Source organism: Alkaliphilus peptidifermentans DSM 18978, assembly GCF_900101495.1.
GTDB lineage: Bacteria > Bacillota > Clostridia > Peptostreptococcales > Natronincolaceae > Alkaliphilus_C > Alkaliphilus_C peptidifermentans.
Genome location: NZ_FMUS01000001.1, coordinates 222,885 through 243,821 on the forward strand (window position 1 = coordinate 222,885; position 20,937 = coordinate 243,821).

Genomic DNA, 20,937 nt, shown 5'->3' on the forward strand with positions numbered 1-20,937 from the left:
TAAAGCTTTATTCCTTAACTCCTTCAAACTATTTTGAATATTACAAATTGTTAAATAAGATACCACATCTAGTTAATAATACCCAAAACAAAAGAGCCCTCAAAAATCAAATGGGCTCACACTTTATTATTAAGCTGTATATTATTAATTTTGTTTGCTATTTATCTTTGATGACTTAATCCTAAAACTCTAACATAATCGGTATAGGGATCTTCTGTTCCCTGTACTAATGTCTCTTCTTCCTTTAGCATTAATATATGCTCTATCATTTCTTTAGTTATTCTTTCCCCAGGAGAGACTACTGGTATTCCGGGGGGATAAGCCATAATAGATTCTCCACTTATTTCTCCCTCAGCATCCTCCAGCTTTATCACTCGTTTGCTGCTGTAGTAGGCATCCCGTGGTGACACTATTAGGTCAGGATTTTTTAATATATTATGGATGACTTTTAATTCTTCATTTCTTCTATGCTTCATGGCTATGTCAGCTAAAGCATTTACCAATGCATTTAAAGCTTCTTCTGTATCTCCTAAGCTAACTATTGCCATTATGTTGTAGTAATCCGCCAATTCTACCTGTATATTATACTGGTCCCTTAAAAGATCATATACTTCAAAGCCTGTAAGCCCAAGCTTCCTTACATCTACGCTTAGCTTTGATTCATCAAAGTCATGAACTCCTGGAGTTCCAATTAATTCTTTACCAAAGGCATATAATCCATCTATCTCATTTATTTGTCTTCTTGCTTCTCGGGACAGCTTTAAAACCTCTTCAAGCAATTCTTCTCCATCTACCACCAGCTGCTTTCTAGCCACATCTAAACTTGCCATTAATAAATAGGAACCACTGGTGGTTTGCATAAGGTTAAGATTTTTTTTAACGGTAAATGGGTCAATTATTCCTTCTCGTAATAATAGTAGAGAGCTTTGGGTTAGGGACCCACCTGTCTTATGAAGGCTAACTGCACTCATGTCTGCCCCCAGCTCCATGGCGCTCATTGGAAATTCATGGTGGAATCCAATATGTGCTCCGTGGGCTTCATCTACCAATACTGCCATTGCATTTCGATGAGCTATTCGAACTATCTCCTTAATATTGGAGGTTGCACCATAATAGGTTGGGTTAATAATGAATATTGCTTTAGCATCGGGATGTCTTCCTATGGTTGACTCAATGCTTTCCACTGAAACCCCCATTGCTATTCCAAGACTTTCATTAACCTCTGGTTGTATATAAATTGGAATTGCACCACTTAATATGATTCCAGCTATGGCTGATTTATGAGCATTCCTTGGCAGTATTATTTTATCTCCAGGCTGACAGGCGCTCATAATCATGGCCTGTACACCAGATGTGGTACCGTTCACCAAAAAGAATCCATGATCTGCCCCGAAGGCATAGGCCGCCAATTCTTCAGCTTCTTTAATAACCCCTATAGGATTACATATGTTGTCTAGACATTTCATGGCGTTTACATCTATTTCCATAACTGTGCTACCTACAAAATCAGTAAACTCCTTTAACCCCTTACCATGCTTGTGGCCTGGTACATCAAAGGGAATTACTTTTCTTTCATGGTAATTCTTTAATGCTGTAAATAACGGCGTTTGATTTTGATTTAAGCTATAAGACATGATACCACCCCTCTCTGAAGAAGATAAGTATAGTTAATTATAATTACATACCTTTATTATCAACTACTTACCCGAAATTATTAATTAAAATCTTTAATATATTAGATGATGAAATTATCACCTAATATATTAAAGAACATTTTCACTTAAAATGCAAGGGTTTTATAAAAATAACAATCTGACACATAGTGCCAGATTGTTTATATGTCTATACTATTCTCCAAATATTTTAATTAACTCAAATACCATTCTACCGCTGTTGGTTAAATCTTTAATATGTAAATGCTCTTCTAAGGTATGGGGTTTTTTCTCACCGATTCCAAGGTTAATGGCTTTTATTCCGTTTCCATTAAATATATTAGTATCGCTTCCACCACCTGTAGATGTGGTATATGAATCTATTCCCATTCTATTGAAGATTTCCTTAGTTTTAAGTACTATTTCATCATTTACATCAATATTAAAGGCAGGGTACATTCTTTCAACATCAGGTTCAATTTTTCCACCAAGTTCTTCTGCTGCTTTTTGCAATGTTTCCACCATATGCTTAGTTTGTGCATTTAACTTTTCTTCATTTATACTTCTTGATTCACCCTTTAACAAAACCTCTGGCGTAACAATATTTGTAGCTTCTCCACCAGTTATAACACCGATATTTGCGGTGGTTTCTTCATCTATTCTTAAAAGCTTCATTCTATCAATGGCTCGAGCAGCAATCATAATGGCACTTACTCCCTCTTCAGGAGCAACCCCTGCATGGGCTGGTTTCCCAATAATTTTGGCATTTACCTTGTCTTGAGCAGGTCCAACCACAACAATTTCTCCTGGTGACCCTCCACTATCAAGTACAAAGCCATATTGGGCATTAACTTTGCTATAATCTAAATTCTTAGCACCAAAAAGCCCGCCTTCCTCCCAGATACTAAAAATCACTTCAACGTCAGAGTGCTCAATATTATTTTCTTTGGCTAATCTTATTCCCTCTAGTACAGCGGCAATTCCCGCTTTATTATCTCCACCCAGAATTGTAGTTCCATCACTATATATAACTTCATCCTTTATGATGGGCTTCACTCCTTCACCAGGCTTTACAGTATCCATATGGCAGCTAAAAAGAATTGTTGGTCCATTTTTTTTGCCCTTTAGCCTACCAATAACATTTCCCGTCTCTCCACCAACTTTTTCTCCTGAGTTATCAATAGTTACTTCAAGTCCTAATTTTTTTAGCTTTTCAGCTAATACCTTGGAAATTTTCCCTTCTTTACCCGATAGACTATCAATTTGAACCAGCTCTAAAAATTCATTTACTATCCGATCCCTATTCACCATGTATAATACCTCCTATATGTAATTAAATTTTATTATGCCTTCTATTCTATTATAATATAATATAAATAATAGTAAAATGTAAATGTACATCTGTTGTAGACAAGGAAAAGCCTTCTACACTTTTCTTATAGATTGCAAAGCCTATCAATCTTACATATACCCAATTGAACAAAAGCATTTCATGCATTAAATCCAATAGATAAAATGCTTTTGTTTTCCAAAGGAACCCCTGCGTTCCTTAGGACGCTTCGCTGTATCCTCCTCATTAATCATAAGGGGGCTCGCCCCCTTAACAACCCCGAATTTAATAGGAAAGTAGGACTTTCCTATTAAATAACAAAAAGAAATGCCTGCATTTTTTAAAATGAGGCATTTCACCATTTATTTGTTATTAAAATTACATTTGAATAAATGCTCCTGGTCCTAATGGTAAGTTTAGAGCAAACCATAGAACAAATAGAAGTATCCATCCTATTAAGAACATAATTGAGTATGGTATCATGGCTGAGATAAGAGTACCAATACCTGTTTTCTTATCATATTTTTGTGCGAAGGCTACTATAACTGCAAAGTATGACATTAATGGACTTATTATATTTGTTGTAGAGTCACCTATTCTGTAGGCTAATTGTGTGAACTCTGGTGTATAACCAATTTGCATTAGCATTGGTACAAATACAGGTGCCATTATAGCCCACTTAGCTGAAGCACTACCAATAAATAGGTTTATGAATCCTGCAACGATTATAAATCCAATTAACATTGGTATACCAGTCATGTTTGTTGCCTTAAGAAGCTCTGCTCCATTAACAGCTAATATTGTACCAAGGTTTGACCATTCAAAGTATTTAACAAATTGTGCTGCAACGAAGGCAAGTACTAAATATCCACCCATAGATGACATGGCCTTACCCATAAAACTTGCAACATCTTTATCACTCTTAACGGTTCCAGATGCTATACCATAGGCAACACCAGGAATTAAGAATGCAGCTGCAATAATTGGTACAAGTCCAGCCATAAAGGCAGAGTCTTTTAATAATTCTCCTGCTTCACTTCTTAAAATAGCATTTGATGGTACTGTTAATGCCATCATTACGCCAACAAAGGCTAATAATGATAAACCTGCCCAAATTAGACCTCTTGATTCGTTTTTACTAATACTTGTGATTTCTGCTACACTATCTCCTTCATATGCTCCAAGTCTTGGTTCAACAATTTTTTCTGTAACAATTGTACCAATAATTGTAATTAAAAAGGTAGAAGCAATCATGAAGTACCAGTTAGCTGTCGGTTGTACTAAATATTCTGGTTGAATTAATTGAGCTGATTGCTGACTAATACCTCCAAGTAATGGATCAAGTGTACTAATCATTAGGTTAGCACTGAATCCTCCAGAAACACCTGCAAAGGCAGCAGCTAAACCAGCCAATGGATGACGCTTAAAGCTTAAAAATACCAAGGCTCCAAGTGGCACTAAAACAACGTAACCAGCATCGGAAGCTACGTTAGACATAATACCAGCAAATACAACTACTGCTGTAATTAGCCTTCTTGGTGTACTTAATACAAGCTTTCTTAGAGCTGCTTGTACTAAACCAGTTCCTTCGGCAACCCCTACTCCTAACATAGCAACTAATACAGTTCCTAATGGGGCAAAGCCAGTAAAGTTTTTAACTGCCTCAGAGAAAATTTGTCTAATTCCTGCAGCAGTCAATAGACTTACTGCTGTAACAGTTACCATTGTTGCTTCTCCATCCACCATTCTCTCATATTGAACTTCAAGACCTAAAGCCGCAGCTATAGCTGAAATTACTATGACAGCAAGACTAAATATGGCAAATAGCGTAACTGGATGAGGTAGTTTATTACCAACTACTTCAATGAAGTTAAGAAACTTATTAAAAAGTCCGTTTTTATTTTTCTTTACACTAACACTCATTTGTCGTCCTCCCTTTCTGCGAATTGTTATCATATAATAATAAATATTAAGACACAGGTTTTAGTATATAAAACAAGTATTGTTTGGTCAACATTGAAAAGGCTAACTATTTTTGCCAAATGCCTTACTAGAGATAAATATTAATTATCACAAAAATATCCATTAATCTAAATGTGTTGATATTACTGAATCAGCATATAGTTGTTTTTTGGAATGCTGGAAGTACAAATTGTTTATGTAAATATTGTAAGTAGTTGAATATATTAATATTAAATACTTAATCTGTTAATAAGGCTAAAATAGGAGGATGAATAATATCGAAGGTTATGTTTAAAATAATTAAATAAATTTTACTTCGCAGGAGGTCCTAATGTACGTAATTTATCATGGAACTGGTAGATCAATAGTTGGTTCTCTTGCTACAAAAATCCACATTAATGGATTCAATCATAATCAAGTGAATCAGCTTTTAGATGATAATGGAATATATAATCTATATAGTATCGAAAGGCAAGCTATTGGTAGACTTGTCTTTCTTGGTATTGATGAAAATAAAAATCAAGTTTTTCTGTTGAACACTGCTTCAGCTGAAACAATTATTATTCCAGCACTCCTATCGGTTTTTGAGCTGCATAAGGTGGATAAGAAAAATGTATACCTAGTAGATACAACTCCAATTGTTGATTCCTATTTTGTTTTAGGTAATTTGTTCATGGGTATTTCTTTTCTTCGCTCTGTTGGTGTAAGATTATTGACAGCAGGAGCTAGAAGACAACATAGTAAAATAATTAGTATCTTGGATAGGACAAGAATAATGACTGCAAATAAAAACTGATATTTCACCAGTAATGATAATGAGTCAGAAAAAATTCTGACTCATTATCATTACTTATTTTGTTAAGAATTTCATTAAAAAAATCCTGGATAACCTCCGATGGGGCCATAGCCAACCCCAGGACCATATCCTCTACGTGGATAGCGCCTTCTTCTACCTATTAATTCCCTAAGAACCAATATAGTTATAAGATCTCTAAAGACTCCTCTAAATTGCTGAGCATATGGCTGACTCATCTCCATCTCATATATTTGACCCACCATTTCTTCTATCATTCTCGGATCTACTTGTGGATACATCCTTGGATTAGTTGGAACGTCCATATGATGACATATTTCTCTAACTCTTGGATATACCCTCCTATAAACATCAGGATACATATCTGTTAATCCCGAATGATCTTCATAAAAATCCATATACATATCTGGCATTCCCCAATATGGATAGCAGTGCATAATTTAACAACCTCCTTTCCTTTGCTTTATTTTATGCAATGATGATTTTTGTGCAACCATTTAATCATGTAGGTTTAGTTTTTTTCATATACTCAATATAAAGCAACCATTGATAAAGACAAAGAAATGTTTAATGTTAAATGTTGTATGTTGAATTAATAAATTGAGCGAAGTCTACAAAGCAGAAATTATAGTTAATCAATGTATCATAAATATTTGTTTGAAGGAGGTCGTTTCATGCTTGCTTTTTATCAAAATATACTTTATAACTTTTTTATATCATTAGGGGTAATGATAGGCGGTTGCTTATTTGGCGGAATTGCAGCTACCTTTAACGGGCATCCTCCTTTAAAAACTATGCTAGATTTATGCGAAAAAATCAAAATATGGGCTATTATTGTTGCCTTAGGCGGAACATTTCCATCTTTTAAGGTGCTTGAAATAGGTATTTTTAACGGAGAAATTAGGGGGTTAGTAAAACAGGTTATTTATATATTAAGTGCTTTATTGGGTGCCCACATCGGATATAGGCTTATCTATTATTTAGAAAGTAGTGGACCTTTATGAAGCGCCCCTATAGTTTAATAGCTTTTATGGGCTTAGGATTTCTTTTAGGCTTAGCTACAATGAACTTATTTCAAATGCACACTCTAGACAGACTTTATCGGGTACAGCATCAGCTAACTAACCAAATAATCGATAAAGACATTAAATTGGAGCGTTTAAATGATAGCATCAAAAAAAACAATACAGTTTTTGTAAAGGATATAAAAATCCATCTTAATTTTGAAGGAAATCTATTACTGAAGGATATGATAGAAGATAACATTAGATTTTTTTTATCGGATCTGGTAGGTAAAGAGTTGGCTGATATTGATGGCGAAATGATTTATAAGATACTTAATAATCGTATTGTTGAGATAGAGAATAAAAATATAAATTTATCTATAAATTATCTAATTATTAGCGAAACAATTAATATTTCTGTTAATGCACGGGTAATAGATTCTTAATACCCTGTAATAAACATACTTACTTGCCAATATATTATATTAGTAGTTTATTATGTTTAAGGGGTGAAAACATGCGAATTTATGTATTTAAAAAACGCAATCTTTATATTCTTGCTGCAATCTTGATAGTAGTTATTTTGGGCTTAATACTATTATGGCAATTTACAAAAGATAAGACTGTAAGCAGTCTACAATTAAAATATACCTATAGCCAGATATTACCCGAAGAAGCGCAACTTCTAATGAGTAATAATCCTGAAGTAGTAATATTAGATGTTCGCGATAAAAAAGACTATGATAAAGGTCATATCAAGGATGCTATAGCCATTCCTTATAAGAACTTAAGGGGACAATTAGATGAACTTGATTATAGAAATACTTATCTCATCTATTGCAATACAGGTAAAGATAGTGCAAAGGCATCAAAAATAATGGCTGAATCCGGTTACCCCAGGGTATTTTCTCTAGTAGGAGGTTATAAAAAGTGGCCCTATGAAATTAAAAAATAGAAGGTTATATAATATATAGAAGATAAACAGTCAATAAGTATGATGAAAGTATAAAGACTGAGTCCCAGCCAATAGTTAAAAAAGTTCGTTTGCTTCTATAAAAGAGTCCAATAACAGCAATGGAGCTCAGGATTATTCCTGCCATTGCTGTTATTGTGTGTTGTATGCTTATTACATTAAAGATTGACTCTTTGTAATAAACTAGATCTGTTACTGTTATCATTAGCATATTAAAAATATTACTACCCAGTACATTTCCAACAGCCATGTCATATGCACCTAGTTTAATAGCTGATATGGAGGCAACTAATTCTGGCAGAGATGTTGTGGCTGCAATTAATAGAGTACCTACAAAGGTCCGTCCTAAACCAGTTGCCTCTGCAATTACATCTCCTGTATAGGCTAAATTTATTCCTGCCCAAATTATTATAGCAGATGCAAACCCAAATCCAATTATGGCTTTCTTAAGACTCACTCCTGATCCTTCTGTACCTTCTTCTACGTCATCAATTTGGACTTGTTTCGTCTTACTTTCATAACGTAGTATTAATATGGCTCCTAAAATGTATATGAAAAAAATAAGTAGACTACTTAAGCTTATCCATCCCAATTGTATATCTATTCCGCCAATTTGAGAAGCTAAGATAGACATTGCGCCTATTGCAGACATCAAAATTCCAAACATTCCTGCCAGTATATGGTTTGTTTTAACCTTGTCTAAAAATCTTCCTTGATTATGAAGTATATCAACTAATGCAAGTATCATTAAATTAAAAATATTACTACCAAATGCATTTCCAATGGCGATATCTGGTGCATCCATAAGGGCTGAGGATATGCTGGTTACAAATTCTGGTAGAGATGTTGCCCCTGCCATTAATATACCACCAACAAATCCATAACCGAGGGAGGTCTTCGAGGCTATCACATCGCCATACTCCGACAGCTTTACACCTGAAAAAACCACCAGTATCCCACTAAATAAAAATAATAAGTATGTATATGTCAATGTTATCCCTCTCTTTAAATAGTATATATAATAGTGTTCCTAAAAAAACATATCTAATTAAAGAAAGCGAAAAAAATAGGATAAATATAAAAACCGTTACTTAGTTATTTTTTAAGTAACGGTTTTTATATGGAATCTACTATATTTCTGTTTTCGCCAATGGTGTAGCTACTTTACCGGTTTTTACATCGATGTGTAGAAGCCAGTATCCACTGGCATTGTTATCATTACTTTCCACTCTACATGGATGCCAGTATGTAAATCCTGTTGAGCCTTTATATGGCTGCTCTTGATTTATTTTTCTACCCGGTATACCATAAACATAATATTTTGCAATATTCTCTTGGTCATATACAATACCAAAAATATAATGCTGATATAGATATATTTGTCGATGGTACTCTGAAGGCTGTTGATATGGATAGTAATTGGAGGTTTGATTTATCCCTTCAATATAAGCAATAAAGGGCATATAGCTTCTATATATCGTTTGATAATTGTAATAAATTTGCCACCATTGATAGCCTGCAAGATTATTGTCAAATGGATTAACCTTTGGAAACATTTTTAATGTACTCTCAATATATCCCTGTAATGATTTCAAGAGATTTTTTTCTCCAAAAGGATCATTAGCTGGTTCTTCTTTTTTATATGTATTATCAAATGATTCACTTTTATTAGGCTCTGCAATTGTTTCCGACTCTAATTTATCCTCTTCAAAAGAATAGCTAGCCTGTGGTGTTGACTCCTCTATTTCTTCTTTGCTTGATTCTTTGTCTACAGGTTCTTTTGCCCCTATTACTGGTTTTTTCTCTGGTTCTTCTTTTTCTTGTATAGTTTCTTCAACCTTAATAGAGGTAGTTTCATTCCCTTTAGCTTTTTCATTAAAGCTAACAGCAGATTCTGACTTTTTAAAAGAACCAAACAGCTTACCCTCTATCATTGACTTCCAATTTATTTTTTCTTTATCTATGTATCCCACCAGCGGTGCTTCTAAGACCTTATTCTGTCCAATTGTTTCTGCAAGTAATACCAGTAAATTAAACTGGTCTATAGCTTCTCCTGAGGCCTTTACATTCTCTGCGTTGAATTCCCACTGCATTTCACCTTTACCGTTACCATCTATCTCCATAGGTCCGATATCTACGATGTTTGGTTCTTTGTCCCCTTTTGCATTAATTAAATACCATCGATATCGCATGTCTTTTCCTTCAGTTGACTTTAGATTTTGACAGTATAATGCCATAGTACCTTTCTCATTGCTTATTTCAACCTTTGCATATCCTTTAAGACCACCAAGCTTTGATTTTTCGAAAGTAGTATCTTCACCTTCAAGTATGACAAAAAATCTCCTATATCTTCTTTGCATGTTTTCTCCCCCCTTTGCTTTTCATTGTCCTTTAAAAATTAGATATTCTGTATCATTATATGTAGCAATTTATAAATAGTTTACATATTTAACAAAAAAGTAATGGGATAATAAGGGTTCACCATAAAATACTTAACAAAAAGTCTATATTGATGATTGAGGGATATAAAAAAGTAGAATTTGGCTAGTCAAATTCTACTGGAATTACTCATTGATTATTAGTATTTTATCAAGTTTTCTAAACTACAATATTTTACTTAGCTCATTGGATAGTTGTGCAAATTCCTCAATTGATAAGGTTTCGCCCCTTCTTTTTTCGTCAATTCCGCAGGTAGCCAATGTTTCTTTTAATAGTTCCTTATTTATTTGAAGTTTTCCAGAGCTAAGGGCATTCAACAGAGTTTTTCTTCTTTTGCCAAAAGAGTCCTTTACTACCTGAAAGAATAATTCCTCCCTTTCAACAGCTACTCTTGGCTTAGTAAGCACTTCTAACCTTATGACACTTGATTCCACCTTAGGCTGGGGAATAAACACTGATGGGGGTACATTTAACACTGTTTCTACATTGCAATAGTATTGAACTGCAACTGATAGAGCGCCATAATCCTTTGTTCCTGCCTTTGCCTTCATTCGTTCGGCAACTTCCTTTTGAATCATGATTATAATTGCTTTTACAGGAACCTTCTCTTCTAAAAATTTCATTATAATAGGTGTTGTAATATAATAGGGTAGGTTACCAACTACAATTGTTTCTTTATCATCTAATTTTTCATTTATTAGACTATGTAAATCTAGCTTTAAAACATCCTTATTTATAATTTCAGTATTGTTATAATCCTTTAATGTTTCAGATAATATTGGTATTAGCTTTTGATCAATCTCTACAGCTACTACCTTTTTTGCCACTTCTGCTAGTCCCTGTGTTAGACTTCCTATTCCTGGGCCAATCTCTAGTACATAGGAGTTTTCAGTAATTCTAGCTCCATTGATTATCTTATCTATTATATTATTGTCTATTAGAAAGTTCTGTCCTAAGCTTTTGGAGAAATGAAAACCGTATTTTGAGACTATTTCTTTTGTTTTACTTGGTGAAGCAATTTTATCCATTATTATCATCCCTACTTTTCATCAGATTAATTGCTGCTTTAAATTCCTCCCTTGTTACACCGTAATGATTAAGCCTATTTAAAAACTGCTTACTATTGGCATAGCCTATACCCAGTGTTTGTCCAAGTATGTTCCTTCTCTCGGCTGCACCTTCAGTTCCTATAAGTTTATTTGTTATAAGGTCTATCTGAGAAAATTCACTTCTCTTTTCAATCATTTCATACCGTACTTTGCTTAGTGCCATTTTTATACTCTCTGGTGATGCATTTTCTATACCAATATCGTCATTCTTTGTAGCTTCTTCCCTTGATAAAAAAGCATGCTTACATCCAGGTATCTTATTAGATATTGTTTTCCTTATTTTTTCGCCTGCAAAGTCTGGATCTGTAAAAATGATGACTCCTCGTTTTTTAGCTGCCGTTGCAATTCTTTCCATCACGGAAGGCGGTAAAGCAAATCCACCAGTGATAATTGTTTCTGCCTCTACAGCATTTTTTATGGCGGAAACATCATCCTTACCTTCCACTACTATTATTTCTTTAATCATATTGTCCTCCTTATTGGATTGTGGTGTCATTATTTATCATTGGCTAATACTCTCTCCCACCCACCTGATCATTTATTAAAGGATTTTCTCTAAATAGTGAAAGATTAGGCCCCTCATAGAAATTTTGGTTTTGTTTATTATATGAACTTTATAGTAGTAATAAACACAATTATAACCAATAAACATACTTGTACATATATTATAGTATATTGCAAAATTAAACAAAATAATAGACCAGTTAATCTGGTCTATTCTAATATATAAACTTTAACATTTCTTCTTCCGTATTTCAGGGCTTCACTTCTATCTTCAAAGAAAAGGTCTATTCTGTCACCCTTTATTGAGCTGCCGGTATCTTCTGCTACAGCAACACCATAGCTGGCAGTTCTATCCATGGATTCTATATAGAGCTTTGTTCCAAGTGGTATTACAGATGGATCAACCGCAACAACCCCTGGCCTAGCCTTGGTTCCACTTCTTGTAATTCCATAATATGGGTCGCCAGGGTTTTTCCCGGTACTCTCAAAGCCTGCATCATAGGCTGTTGCCTCCATGGTGAGTACTTCTGTGTAACGTCTAACCTCACCCCTAGAGGTTACAATATAATTCATAGTTCCTTTTTCAATAATTTCGTTGATGACGGGCTTATGAATCTTTTCTTCAACAACCTCTCTTGCGATTTCAATTCCATCTTCATATGCAATTCTTAGTTTAACTTCCTTAAAGCCTGGTTCTCCTTCTTGAACGGTTTTCAAGTCGCCATGATCAAGTGAGTCGTTATACTTTATTATTGTTTGAAAGGGAATCTCTTGTTCTTCTACTAAAAATGTTTCTTCTACCCTTGTTATCCTCACAGTTTCGCCTGGCAACAGGGTTTCTTGAAGGGACGGTTCAACCTTATCTAATTCATCTATTTCTATTCCTAATGAGTTAAGTAGACTTTCAATTGTATTTTCTGCAGTATATATAACCTGCTCTTCTCCAGCATCTATAAGCATAATTTCAAATGCGCGATGTATTATAATTCTCGTCCCATCTACTACCTTTTCGTGCAACTGGGGAATGACCTTGTCATTCTCATCAAGCTGGATTCCTTCTTTTCTTAGTATGGCTTCTACTGAGCCTGCAAAGGTCGATACCTTTGTCTGTTGACCATCATGATCTATGACAATTGTTTTGTTTAATTTCATGACACTTATTCCAGCAAATAAAACTAAAAGTGTCATGGCTGCAATAAAGATTTTTTTACTAAAAAATCTTTTACTGCTTAAAAAACTTTCCATTTTTATTTCCTCCTGTTCTTTTTGCACCAAAAACTTTGTTCATATAATTTTACCTTAAATAGATTATTTGTCAACCTTATTACCTTTAATTGGAACTTTTGCGCAATTTAGTATATTTTAATTATTAAGTATTTTATCAATTTCTATACATTTTTTTTAAAAAACTGGTAATAATATTTTATTGTTTGCTGATAAAAAAAAGCATTACTTTAGTTATTATGGTTGTTTGATGTAATACATTTGATGAAAAACAAAAATTTGCTATCTAACTTTACATATAAATCTACAATTAGCTATCATTCTATTGACTATTGTCTATTTCCCGGGAAATATGTCAGGGTATACTTAATTTAACGAATCTATTCGAACTATATATGATATTGAATATATGTTTATAATAATGATATATTTAGATTGTATGATATAGAATAAAAATGGAGGCAGCTATTATGAGAAAGCTAAAAAAAGTAATTAGTTTAGTAGTTTTTACACTTTTATTTACCACTTTAATGAATTATTCTAATATATATGGTTATCAGGAAATAAAAATATATGTTAATCAACAACCCCTTTCTTTTGATGTTGGTGCTCGCAATATAAGTAATCGTGTCTTGGTGCCCTTTAGAGGTATACTAGAAGCGCTTGATGCTAAGGTTGAATGGGATGAAAAATCAAAAACCGTTACTGCTAAAAAGGAAGACATCGAAATTAAGCTAACAATAGGGAGTACCATCGCATATAGAAATAATCAATCTTATCAATTGGATGTACCTGCACAAATCATTAACAACCGGACCTTTATCCCAGTTAGGTTTGTTTCGGAAGCACTAGGATTAGACGTCCATTGGGATGGAATAAAACAGTCAGTATATATTACTGCTCCCTCAATTCCCTTCTCTTACAACGGTATTTCTTTAGGTTCTTCACTTGATAGTGTAGCTGCTAAATTTGGTAAACCTGTACGTATTGACTCTAGTGAATATAGTTTTGATTGGTATATTTACCACAATAATTATAAGGATTATGTTCAAATAGGTATAAATAATGAAAAGGTGGTGGCTCTATACAGTAATAACTCTGGCTGGAAAAATCACTATAGAATAGATATTAAAGATTCAAGTAACTATGTTAGAAATTTCTTAAAGGATCCGTTGGAAGGCATAATCAAGGGCAATACCAACTTTATGCTACCTAAATTTGAAAATGGTAAAGAGGAATACTATGTTTATCAAACAAATAGTGGTTATTTAACTATATTCTTTGACTTACACAATAGTAATACAGTTTCTGCTATTCAAATTATAGATGCTAAAATAGAAGAAGCCTACAGAGCTTCTGATTATAGTACAAACACTTTACGCATTGCTTATGAAAAACAAGCTTTCGATTTAGTAAATACCACGAGGGTTCAAAAAGGATTAACACCTTTGCAATGGAGTAACGAAGCTGCTACTGCTGCATATAAGCATAGTAAAGATATGGGCATCAATAAATATTTTGATCATACTAATTTAAAGAAAGAATCTGTAGCCAACAGGTTAATGACAGAAGGGATTAATTATAGGCGAGCAGGCGAGAACATTGCTGCTGGGCATCAAAATGCAATATTTGCCCATGAAAATTGGATGAATTCTGAGGGGCATAGAAAAATGATTTTAGGCGATTTTGAAAAGCTTGGAGTAGGTGTATGGTTTGGAGGCCCATTTAAAATATATTACACAGAAAATTTTTATACTGCTAAATAAAGTGATAACAAAGAATTAGTAAGTATAAACGAAATTATAGAGTATTAAAATTCCCTTAACAAAAATGCACCCCCATTTAGATTTCTATCTAACACTTGAGGTGCATTTTATTTATTTCGTTTTGTTTTTATGTGAAGTCTAGAATTTCTATATCTTTGTTTTCGCTTGCCCCCAAATCAATTACTAGATCTGAGTTGCTTAGCTTTATTATTGGTCTATGGATGTTTTGCTTTGGTACGAAAACAATTCGTCCTTCATTTCCATTGGATAATTTAACATTTTGACCAATAAAGCAGTTTCCGATTCGATGTAAAAAAATGTATAAAATCTCTGCATCTAACTTATCTAAATATTCTTGTTCCATTATCTTAATAGCATTAAAGGGCGTCATTTTAGGTCTATAGGGTCTTTCGGAGGTAAGGGCATTGTAGACATCTGCAATTGCTATTAATCGTGCAAATAGAGGTATCTTATCACCCGTTAAACCCATCGGGTATCCACTTCCATCCATTCTTTCATGATGAAATAGTACTGCTTTTTTAACTTCTTCATTTATAAAATCATACTTTTTTATTAGTTCATGACTATAAACAACATGTTTTTGGCATTCGAGTTTTTCATCATAGGTTAACTGTTCTTTTTTATTAAGTAATTCCACCGGCACTTGAATTTTTCCAACATCTGTCAGAAGTGCACTGAGGGTTAGATTTTGAAGTTTATCTTCAGTCAAATTAAGCCATTTTCCTAGTGCGTAGCTAATCAGTGTAACATTTTGACTATGGGCATAGGTTATATCATCGTAATCTTTAATCTTTTCGATTAATTGGAATATGTTAAGCCGTCCATTAAAAACAGAAAGTGATTTCATGATATTCTTCTTCATGCCATCCTCTTTGATGGATTCACCCTTAACAATTGATTGGAAGTCATTTTGCAGGTTTTTTTGAACATCCATAAAGTTACTTCGGAAGCTTTCAACCTCTTCTTTTTCCATTTCATCAATTAACCTATCATCAGCTATGATACTATTCATGATCTCTATTGATTCTTCTTCAAGCTTAACTCTAACCCTTTTAATTTGATGCTGTTCAAGTAGGTTTTGTATCTTTTCAATCTCTTTCAATTCTGTTCCGGCAGTAAGTAGAATATTTCCATATCTATTTACCACTTCGGTCTCAAGAATCATACCCTCTTCAATATGATCTACTAGAACATCTCGATAATCTCTCTTTATTGAATAAGCCATTCATTAACCTCCCCCATGCATTATAAAATAATACACCTTTAGATATATATCGGAATAAAACCCTATTAAAAGAATAATAAGGAGTAAAAATAGGACTATAGTAACTATATTATTCGAATATTCGTCAAAAAAACTGAAAATCCTTCTGAATTTTTGATTATTAACTACAAAAAGTACTATCTTAATTTATTACTTATACTATAGTAAAGAACGAACAAAAGCATTTCATGCGTTAATTATCTATGGATAAATGCTTTTGTTTTCCAAAGGAACCCCTGAGTTCCTTAGGACGCTTCGCTGTATCCTCCTCATTGATCATAAGGGGGAACGCCCCCTTAACAACCCCGTATTACATAGGAAGTTCTGAAGGAACTTTACTATTAAACAATAAATAAGATAGTACTTTGATTTTAATATGTTTATTTTATTCTAAAAAGCTTCATGGCATTACTGGTAGTATGCTCAGCTACTTCTTGAAATGTTATCCCCTTGGCTTCAGCAATAGCTTCTACTACGTGTTTAACATAGCCAGGTTCATTTCTTTTTCCACGGTAAGGCATTGGAGTTAGATAGGGGGAATCAGTTTCTACAAGAAGCCATTCTAATGGAATCTCCTTTGCAACCTCATGAGTTTTTTTAGCATTTTTAAAGGTTAGGGGTCCTGCAATGGAAATATAGATCCCCAACTTTATATATTCTTTTGCCAATTCAACACTGCCAGAATAGCAATGCATTACACAGCCATACTCTCCAGCATTATACTCTCTTAAAACATCAAATACATCTTGATGGGCATCTCGATCATGTATAATAACTGGGAGCTTAACCTCCTTTGCTAATATAACCTGTTTTCTAAACCATTCTTTTTGTACATCCCGAGGAGAATGATTGTAATAGTAGTCTAGCCCAATTTCGCCGATGGCTACTACCTTATTTTTATTAGTAAGGGATCGTAAAATCTCAAGGGTATTTTGGTCCATATCATTAACATCATGGGGATGAACACCAACAGCCGCATAAATCATCTGGTATTTTTCTGCCAGGTTTACGGCTTTCACTGAAGAAGCTATATCTGCTCCTGGATTTAGTATGTATTTTACTCCACTTTCCCTGGCAGCTTCCACAATATGGTCTCGATCTTGATTATAACGAGAATCATCCAAATGGGCATGACTATCAAACAGCATTAAATCGCCTCCTTAACTAATCAATGTTCCGTGGGGAATGTCTTTATCTATGGTTGCCAACACTAATTTTTCATCATTGGAGGCTGCTAAAATCATCCCTTGAGACTCAACGCCTCTTAATTTAACAGGTTTTAAATTAGCAATTAAAATTACATTTTTATCTTCTAGTTCCTCTGGTGAGTAATGTTCTGCAATACCAGATACAACCTGTCTTACTTCTTTTCCCATCTGCAATTGTAATACCAAAAGTCGATTTGCTTTAGGATGTTTTTCAGCCTTTATAACCTTTGCTACCCTTAGCTCCAATTTATCAAAATCATCTATAGTAGCCTCTTCCTTAGCTTCAATAGAGACTACTTCCTCAACCACACCGTTAATTTTATCAATATATTTATTATTAATCTCCTCCAGCTCCAGAACTTCTTTTTCTGTTTCTAATCTAGGGAATAGTGATTCTCCTTTATGAACCTTTAGTCCAGCTGGGGTTTTTCCAAATTCAAATGCGTCCTCCCAGAGGGTGCCTTGTCCCTCGTCTATTCCTATTTGGGCCCAAATCTTCTTTGTTGTTGCTTCCATAAATGGTTTTATTAGAAGGGAGATAATTCTTATTGAATCCATTAGATTATAAAGTACAGTATCTAATTGATGTTTTTTATCTTCATCCTTTGCAAGTATCCATGGTGTAGTTTCATCAATATATTTGTTGGCTCTTCTAATTACCTTCCAAATCTCCTCTAGGCCTTCGTGAAACTGCAATAAATTAATTGCATTTTCCACCTTTTTAGCTGCTGCTGTTGCAACATTCTTAAGATCTTGTCCGAACTCTCCATCAACTTTGCTTGATGGAATAATTCCACCATTATATTTTTCCACCATTGCTACACTTCTACTTACCAGGTTCCCAAGGTCATTGGCTAAGTCGGAGTTCAATCTATTTATAAATGTGCTGTTTGTGTAGTTTCCATCTTGTCCAAAGGTAAACTCCCTCAATAGGAAGTATTTTAATGCATCAATTCCATACCTTTCTATTAATGGCTCGGGATATACAATATTTCCCTTAGATTTTGACATTTTATCTGCTCCGAAGAGTATCCAGCCATGTCCATATACCATTTTAGGTAACGGAATATCTAAGGCCATTAATATGGCTGGCCAAATGATGGTATGAAAACGAACTATTTCTTTTCCAACCAGATGAACATCTGCTGGCCAATATTTTTTATATTTCTCATCATTATCTGAGACATAGCCCAGTGCTGTAATATAATTACATACCGCATCAAACCATACATAGATTACGTGTTTTTCATCAAAGGGTACTGGTATTCCCCAGTCAAAGCTGGTTCTCGAAACACATAAATCCTCTAAGCCAGGCTTCAGAAAGTTATTTACCATCTCGTTTCTTCTTGTTTCAGGATAGCATATTTCTGGATGCTGTTGAAAATAGTCAATTAATCGGTCTTGATATTTTGAGAGTTTAAAAAAGTATGCCTCTTCCTTAGCTAAATGAGCTTCTCTATTACAATCTGGACAAAGATTTCCTTCCTTTAATTGTGTCTCAGTCCAGAAAGATTCACAGGGTGTACAGTACCAGCCTTGATATTCACTTTTATAAATGTCTCCTTTTTCATAAAGATCAGCAAAGATTTTTTGGACTGCTTTTTCATGAATTTCATCGGTTGTACGAATAAAAATATCGTAGGATATATCCATTCGCTCCCAGATTTTTTTTATTTCCTCAACAATACCATCTACATATGCTTTAGGAGTCATGCCATTTTTATTGGCAGCTTCTTGAATTTTTTCTCCGTGTTCATCTGTACCTGTAAGAAATTGCACATCATAACCAGAAAATCGCTTGAACCTTGCCAATACATCTGCTGCAACTGTAGTATACGTGTGTCCAATATGTAGCTTTGCACTAGGATAATAAATTGGGGTTGTAACATAATATGTTCCTTTACTCATTTTTTCTTCCTCCTTCTTATATTCTAGAAATTTGTATGTTTTTAATGTCTCATATAGCCCACGGGAACCCAATATGTTGTGCTAAATAATCAATCAAACTGAATTATACAGGATCCCCATTCAATATATTCAATAATAGATAATTTAAACAGTAACAACAATTAATATTCAAAGACAAATAAAAGTAAATAAAAGCATTTTTTCTCCTACAAATCAAAAAACCCCATCCCATATATAGGGACGAGGTTAGCTCGCGTTACCACCCTAGTTCATTATTATTTTGCAACAATAAACTCGATAGGTGAAATTCTTCACCTTGCCTTTTTAACGGAGGCTAGTCCGTTATGACCTAAAAATGAAAATTATTCCTCAGCCATAAGGTTTAGGGGCCATATTCAGCTTGCATTTCAATACCGGCTTCCACCTACCCCGGCTCTCTTTATCTGAAGCTACAAACCTACTCTTCCCATCATTACCTATATATATTGAATGTTGAGTGTTGAATGTTGAATTATGGCAGAAATTCTAGTGAATTTCTTTCTATATGTTAATAATTACTACTCATTATTATATTACAATATATTAGATAATACTCCTTTTGTCAACAGTTTTATCGGAATAAAAGCCTACATATCATTACAGATGCTAGAATAGCAGCAATATGAGAAATTAGTGCTGCAGCGACAGTATGTCTAGATTTTTGTATTCCCACTGCACCAAAGTAAATAGCCATAGTATAAAAAATTGTTTCGGCTGAGCCCATCATTGTTGAGGCCACACGACCTATAAGTGAATCGGGACCATAGGTTGTAATAATATCCTTAAGAACTGCTAGTGATCCACTTCCTGAAAAAGGTCTAATAAAAGCCAGCGGTAATATTTCTGATGGTATTCCTAGTGGTCTTGTAATTGGAAGAAATACTCTTATAATGTAGTCCATTCCCCCAGATTTTCTTAGAATATTGACAGCGAGAAATATTGCTATTAGATAGGGCATTATCCGTACTGCAGTCTTAAATCCCTCCTGTGCCCCCTCTGTAAAGGCATCGTATAGCTTAACACCCTTTATTAACCCATGTATTAAGATGGTTGTCATCATTACTGGTATAGCAAATATCGATATCATATTAAAAATCCTCATTATGACTTTCTCCCTTCCATAGCTTTACATGCTAATATACCAACGATTGTAGATACAGTGGTGGCAAATATTGTGGTTACGATAATTTCTTCAGGAAGACTTGATGCTGCATCTGCTCTTATTTTGATAACAGTTAGTGGAATTAGTTGAATAGATGACATATTGATTACTAGAAACATGCACATGGCATTACTGGCAACCTTTTTATTGCTGTTAAGAGTTTGTAATTCTTCCATTGCTTTTAATCCAAGTGCAGTTGCAGAATTTCCTGCTCCGAACATGTTGGCCATCATATTCATCATTATGGCGCTTATAGCCGGATGATTAACTGGTATAGATGGAAATAAAAGCTTTATTACTGGTCTGAAGATTCTTGAAAAACTAGTAATTAGACCCGATTTCTTAGCTATATTCATTAGACCAAGCCATACTGCCATAATGCCGGTTAATGATATAGCGAAAACTACAGCCTCTTGTACATCGCCGATCAAAACCTCGTTTATAATTTCTATCTTTCCTGATAATAAAGCTACAAGCATACCAAACAGTATCATTAGAATCCATATTATGTTCATTATCATCCCTACCTTGGTTTTATTCATTGTTAATTTATATGAT

19 protein-coding genes and 1 other annotated feature are annotated in these 20,937 nt (G+C 34.1%); of the genes, 5 read left to right on the forward strand and 14 right to left on the reverse strand.

Annotation, left to right across the window (positions count from 1 at the left end; all coding sequences use genetic code 11):
- Window positions 1-161: 161 nt before the first annotated feature.
- The 3 genes from BLP68_RS00990 to BLP68_RS01000 form a co-directional block, all read right to left on the reverse strand.
- On the reverse strand, window positions 162-1,634 hold the full coding sequence (locus tag BLP68_RS00990; RefSeq protein ID WP_091538932.1) for an aminotransferase class I/II-fold pyridoxal phosphate-dependent enzyme: 1,473 nt from the start codon (window positions 1,632-1,634) through the stop codon (window positions 162-164).
- A gap of 213 nt (window positions 1,635-1,847) precedes the next feature.
- Window positions 1,848-2,963, reverse strand: coding sequence for a M20/M25/M40 family metallo-hydrolase (locus BLP68_RS00995; RefSeq protein WP_091538935.1), 1,116 nt, complete (start codon window positions 2,961-2,963; stop codon window positions 1,848-1,850).
- A 397-nt stretch (window positions 2,964-3,360) separates the two neighbouring features.
- Complete coding sequence (locus tag BLP68_RS01000) at window positions 3,361-4,905, reverse strand: AbgT family transporter (RefSeq protein ID WP_091538937.1); 1,545 nt, start codon at window positions 4,903-4,905, stop codon at window positions 3,361-3,363.
- 370 nt (window positions 4,906-5,275) lie between these two features.
- Between BLP68_RS01000 and BLP68_RS01005 the strand changes: the two genes are divergently transcribed.
- The gene (locus BLP68_RS01005) at window positions 5,276-5,740 is read left to right on the forward strand and encodes a DUF3189 family protein (RefSeq protein ID WP_091538940.1); all 465 of its coding nucleotides are present in this window, start codon (window positions 5,276-5,278) and stop codon (window positions 5,738-5,740) included.
- Window positions 5,741-5,814: 74 nt separating this feature from the next.
- On the opposite strand, the gene BLP68_RS01010 is transcribed toward BLP68_RS01005, so the two are convergent.
- The gene (locus BLP68_RS01010; protein ID WP_091538942.1) at window positions 5,815-6,195 is read right to left on the reverse strand and encodes a hypothetical protein; all 381 of its coding nucleotides are present in this window, start codon (window positions 6,193-6,195) and stop codon (window positions 5,815-5,817) included.
- 237 nt (window positions 6,196-6,432) lie between these two features.
- Here BLP68_RS01010 and BLP68_RS01015 point away from each other — a divergent pair, with 237 nt between their 5' ends.
- From BLP68_RS01015 to BLP68_RS01025, 3 genes are all read left to right on the forward strand, one after another.
- The gene (locus BLP68_RS01015; RefSeq protein ID WP_091538944.1) at window positions 6,433-6,762 is read left to right on the forward strand and encodes a YtrH family sporulation protein; all 330 of its coding nucleotides are present in this window, start codon (window positions 6,433-6,435) and stop codon (window positions 6,760-6,762) included.
- Window positions 6,759-7,208 carry a sporulation membrane protein YtrI gene (locus BLP68_RS01020; protein ID WP_091538946.1) on the forward strand — a complete coding sequence of 150 codons (450 nt, stop codon included), beginning with the start codon at window positions 6,759-6,761 and terminating at the stop codon, window positions 7,206-7,208. Before BLP68_RS01015 ends, BLP68_RS01020 begins: the two co-directional genes overlap by 4 nt.
- 71 nt (window positions 7,209-7,279) lie before the next feature.
- Window positions 7,280-7,717, forward strand: a complete 438-nt coding sequence (locus BLP68_RS01025; RefSeq protein WP_091538949.1) for a rhodanese-like domain-containing protein — start codon at window positions 7,280-7,282, stop codon at window positions 7,715-7,717.
- A 4-nt stretch (window positions 7,718-7,721) separates the two neighbouring features.
- On the opposite strand, the gene BLP68_RS01030 is transcribed toward BLP68_RS01025, so the two are convergent.
- The 5 genes from BLP68_RS01030 to BLP68_RS01050 form a co-directional block, all read right to left on the reverse strand.
- Complete coding sequence (locus tag BLP68_RS01030) at window positions 7,722-8,726, reverse strand: sodium:calcium antiporter (RefSeq protein WP_091538951.1); 1,005 nt, start codon at window positions 8,724-8,726, stop codon at window positions 7,722-7,724.
- A 139-nt stretch (window positions 8,727-8,865) separates the two neighbouring features.
- Entirely contained in the window at window positions 8,866-10,095 is a 1,230-nt protein-coding gene (locus BLP68_RS01035) for a hypothetical protein (protein WP_091538953.1), read from the reverse strand.
- Between the two features lie 243 nt (window positions 10,096-10,338).
- Entirely contained in the window at window positions 10,339-11,202 is an 864-nt protein-coding gene (gene rsmA, locus BLP68_RS01040; RefSeq protein WP_091538956.1) for a 16S rRNA (adenine(1518)-N(6)/adenine(1519)-N(6))-dimethyltransferase RsmA, read from the reverse strand.
- Window positions 11,195-11,749 carry a ribonuclease M5 gene (gene rnmV, locus BLP68_RS01045; protein ID WP_091538959.1) on the reverse strand — a complete coding sequence of 185 codons (555 nt, stop codon included), beginning with the start codon at window positions 11,747-11,749 and terminating at the stop codon, window positions 11,195-11,197. The genes rsmA and rnmV overlap by 8 nt, the downstream gene beginning before the upstream one ends.
- Before the next feature lie 248 nt (window positions 11,750-11,997).
- The gene (locus tag BLP68_RS01050) at window positions 11,998-13,032 is read right to left on the reverse strand and encodes a ubiquitin-like domain-containing protein (RefSeq protein WP_091538960.1); all 1,035 of its coding nucleotides are present in this window, start codon (window positions 13,030-13,032) and stop codon (window positions 11,998-12,000) included.
- A gap of 449 nt (window positions 13,033-13,481) precedes the next feature.
- On the opposite strand from BLP68_RS01050, the gene BLP68_RS01055 reads away from it, so the two are divergent.
- Window positions 13,482-14,777 (forward strand): stalk domain-containing protein, encoded by a 1,296-nt coding sequence (locus BLP68_RS01055; protein ID WP_176758807.1) that lies wholly within the window; start codon window positions 13,482-13,484, stop codon window positions 14,775-14,777.
- Window positions 14,778-14,904: 127 nt separating this feature from the next.
- Here the strand turns inward: BLP68_RS01055 and BLP68_RS01060 are convergent, their stop codons facing one another.
- From BLP68_RS01060 to BLP68_RS01080, 5 genes are all read right to left on the reverse strand, one after another.
- Window positions 14,905-16,023: an HD-GYP domain-containing protein gene (locus BLP68_RS01060; RefSeq protein WP_091538965.1), complete on the reverse strand. Its 1,119-nt coding sequence runs from the start codon at window positions 16,021-16,023 to the stop codon at window positions 14,905-14,907.
- Between the two features lie 419 nt (window positions 16,024-16,442).
- Window positions 16,443-17,210 carry a TatD family hydrolase gene (locus BLP68_RS01065; RefSeq protein WP_091538968.1) on the reverse strand — a complete coding sequence of 256 codons (768 nt, stop codon included), beginning with the start codon at window positions 17,208-17,210 and terminating at the stop codon, window positions 16,443-16,445.
- Window positions 17,211-17,222: 12 nt separating this feature from the next.
- The gene (gene metG / locus BLP68_RS01070; protein ID WP_278278170.1) at window positions 17,223-19,250 is read right to left on the reverse strand and encodes a methionine--tRNA ligase; all 2,028 of its coding nucleotides are present in this window, start codon (window positions 19,248-19,250) and stop codon (window positions 17,223-17,225) included.
- Window positions 19,251-19,411: 161 nt separating this feature from the next.
- Window positions 19,412-19,660, reverse strand: a binding site (T-box leader).
- A 128-nt stretch (window positions 19,661-19,788) separates the two neighbouring features.
- Window positions 19,789-20,319, reverse strand: coding sequence for a spore maturation protein (locus tag BLP68_RS01075; protein WP_176758808.1), 531 nt, complete (start codon window positions 20,317-20,319; stop codon window positions 19,789-19,791).
- Entirely contained in the window at window positions 20,319-20,894 is a 576-nt protein-coding gene (locus tag BLP68_RS01080; RefSeq protein ID WP_091538976.1) for a nucleoside recognition domain-containing protein, read from the reverse strand. Before BLP68_RS01080 ends, BLP68_RS01075 begins: the two co-directional genes overlap by 1 nt.
- Between the last annotated feature and the right edge of the window lie 43 nt (window positions 20,895-20,937).

Coding starts and splice junctions, on each gene's coding strand:
- BLP68_RS01035 (WP_091538953.1), bottom strand. CDS start 10,095: ATGCAAAGAAGATATAGGAGATTTTTTGTCATACTTGAAGGTGAAGAT.
- BLP68_RS01065 (WP_091538968.1), bottom strand. CDS start 17,210: ATGCTGTTTGATAGTCATGCCCATTTGGATGATTCTCGTTATAATCAA.
- BLP68_RS01055 (WP_176758807.1), top strand. CDS start 13,482: ATGAGAAAGCTAAAAAAAGTAATTAGTTTAGTAGTTTTTACACTTTTA.
- BLP68_RS01050 (WP_091538960.1), bottom strand. CDS start 13,032: ATGGAAAGTTTTTTAAGCAGTAAAAGATTTTTTAGTAAAAAAATCTTT.
- BLP68_RS01080 (WP_091538976.1), bottom strand. CDS start 20,894: ATGAACATAATATGGATTCTAATGATACTGTTTGGTATGCTTGTAGCT.
- BLP68_RS01010 (WP_091538942.1), bottom strand. CDS start 6,195: ATGCACTGCTATCCATATTGGGGAATGCCAGATATGTATATGGATTTT.
- BLP68_RS00995 (WP_091538935.1), bottom strand. CDS start 2,963: ATGGTGAATAGGGATCGGATAGTAAATGAATTTTTAGAGCTGGTTCAA.
- BLP68_RS01005 (WP_091538940.1), top strand. CDS start 5,276: ATGTACGTAATTTATCATGGAACTGGTAGATCAATAGTTGGTTCTCTT.
- rsmA (WP_091538956.1), bottom strand. CDS start 11,202: ATGGATAAAATTGCTTCACCAAGTAAAACAAAAGAAATAGTCTCAAAA.
- BLP68_RS01025 (WP_091538949.1), top strand. CDS start 7,280: ATGCGAATTTATGTATTTAAAAAACGCAATCTTTATATTCTTGCTGCA.
- BLP68_RS01015 (WP_091538944.1), top strand. CDS start 6,433: ATGCTTGCTTTTTATCAAAATATACTTTATAACTTTTTTATATCATTA.
- BLP68_RS01020 (WP_091538946.1), top strand. CDS start 6,759: ATGAAGCGCCCCTATAGTTTAATAGCTTTTATGGGCTTAGGATTTCTT.
- BLP68_RS01075 (WP_176758808.1), bottom strand. CDS start 20,319: ATGAGGATTTTTAATATGATATCGATATTTGCTATACCAGTAATGATG.
- BLP68_RS01000 (WP_091538937.1), bottom strand. CDS start 4,905: ATGAGTGTTAGTGTAAAGAAAAATAAAAACGGACTTTTTAATAAGTTT.
- BLP68_RS00990 (WP_091538932.1), bottom strand. CDS start 1,634: ATGTCTTATAGCTTAAATCAAAATCAAACGCCGTTATTTACAGCATTA.
- rnmV (WP_091538959.1), bottom strand. CDS start 11,749: ATGATTAAAGAAATAATAGTAGTGGAAGGTAAGGATGATGTTTCCGCC.
- BLP68_RS01060 (WP_091538965.1), bottom strand. CDS start 16,023: ATGGCTTATTCAATAAAGAGAGATTATCGAGATGTTCTAGTAGATCAT.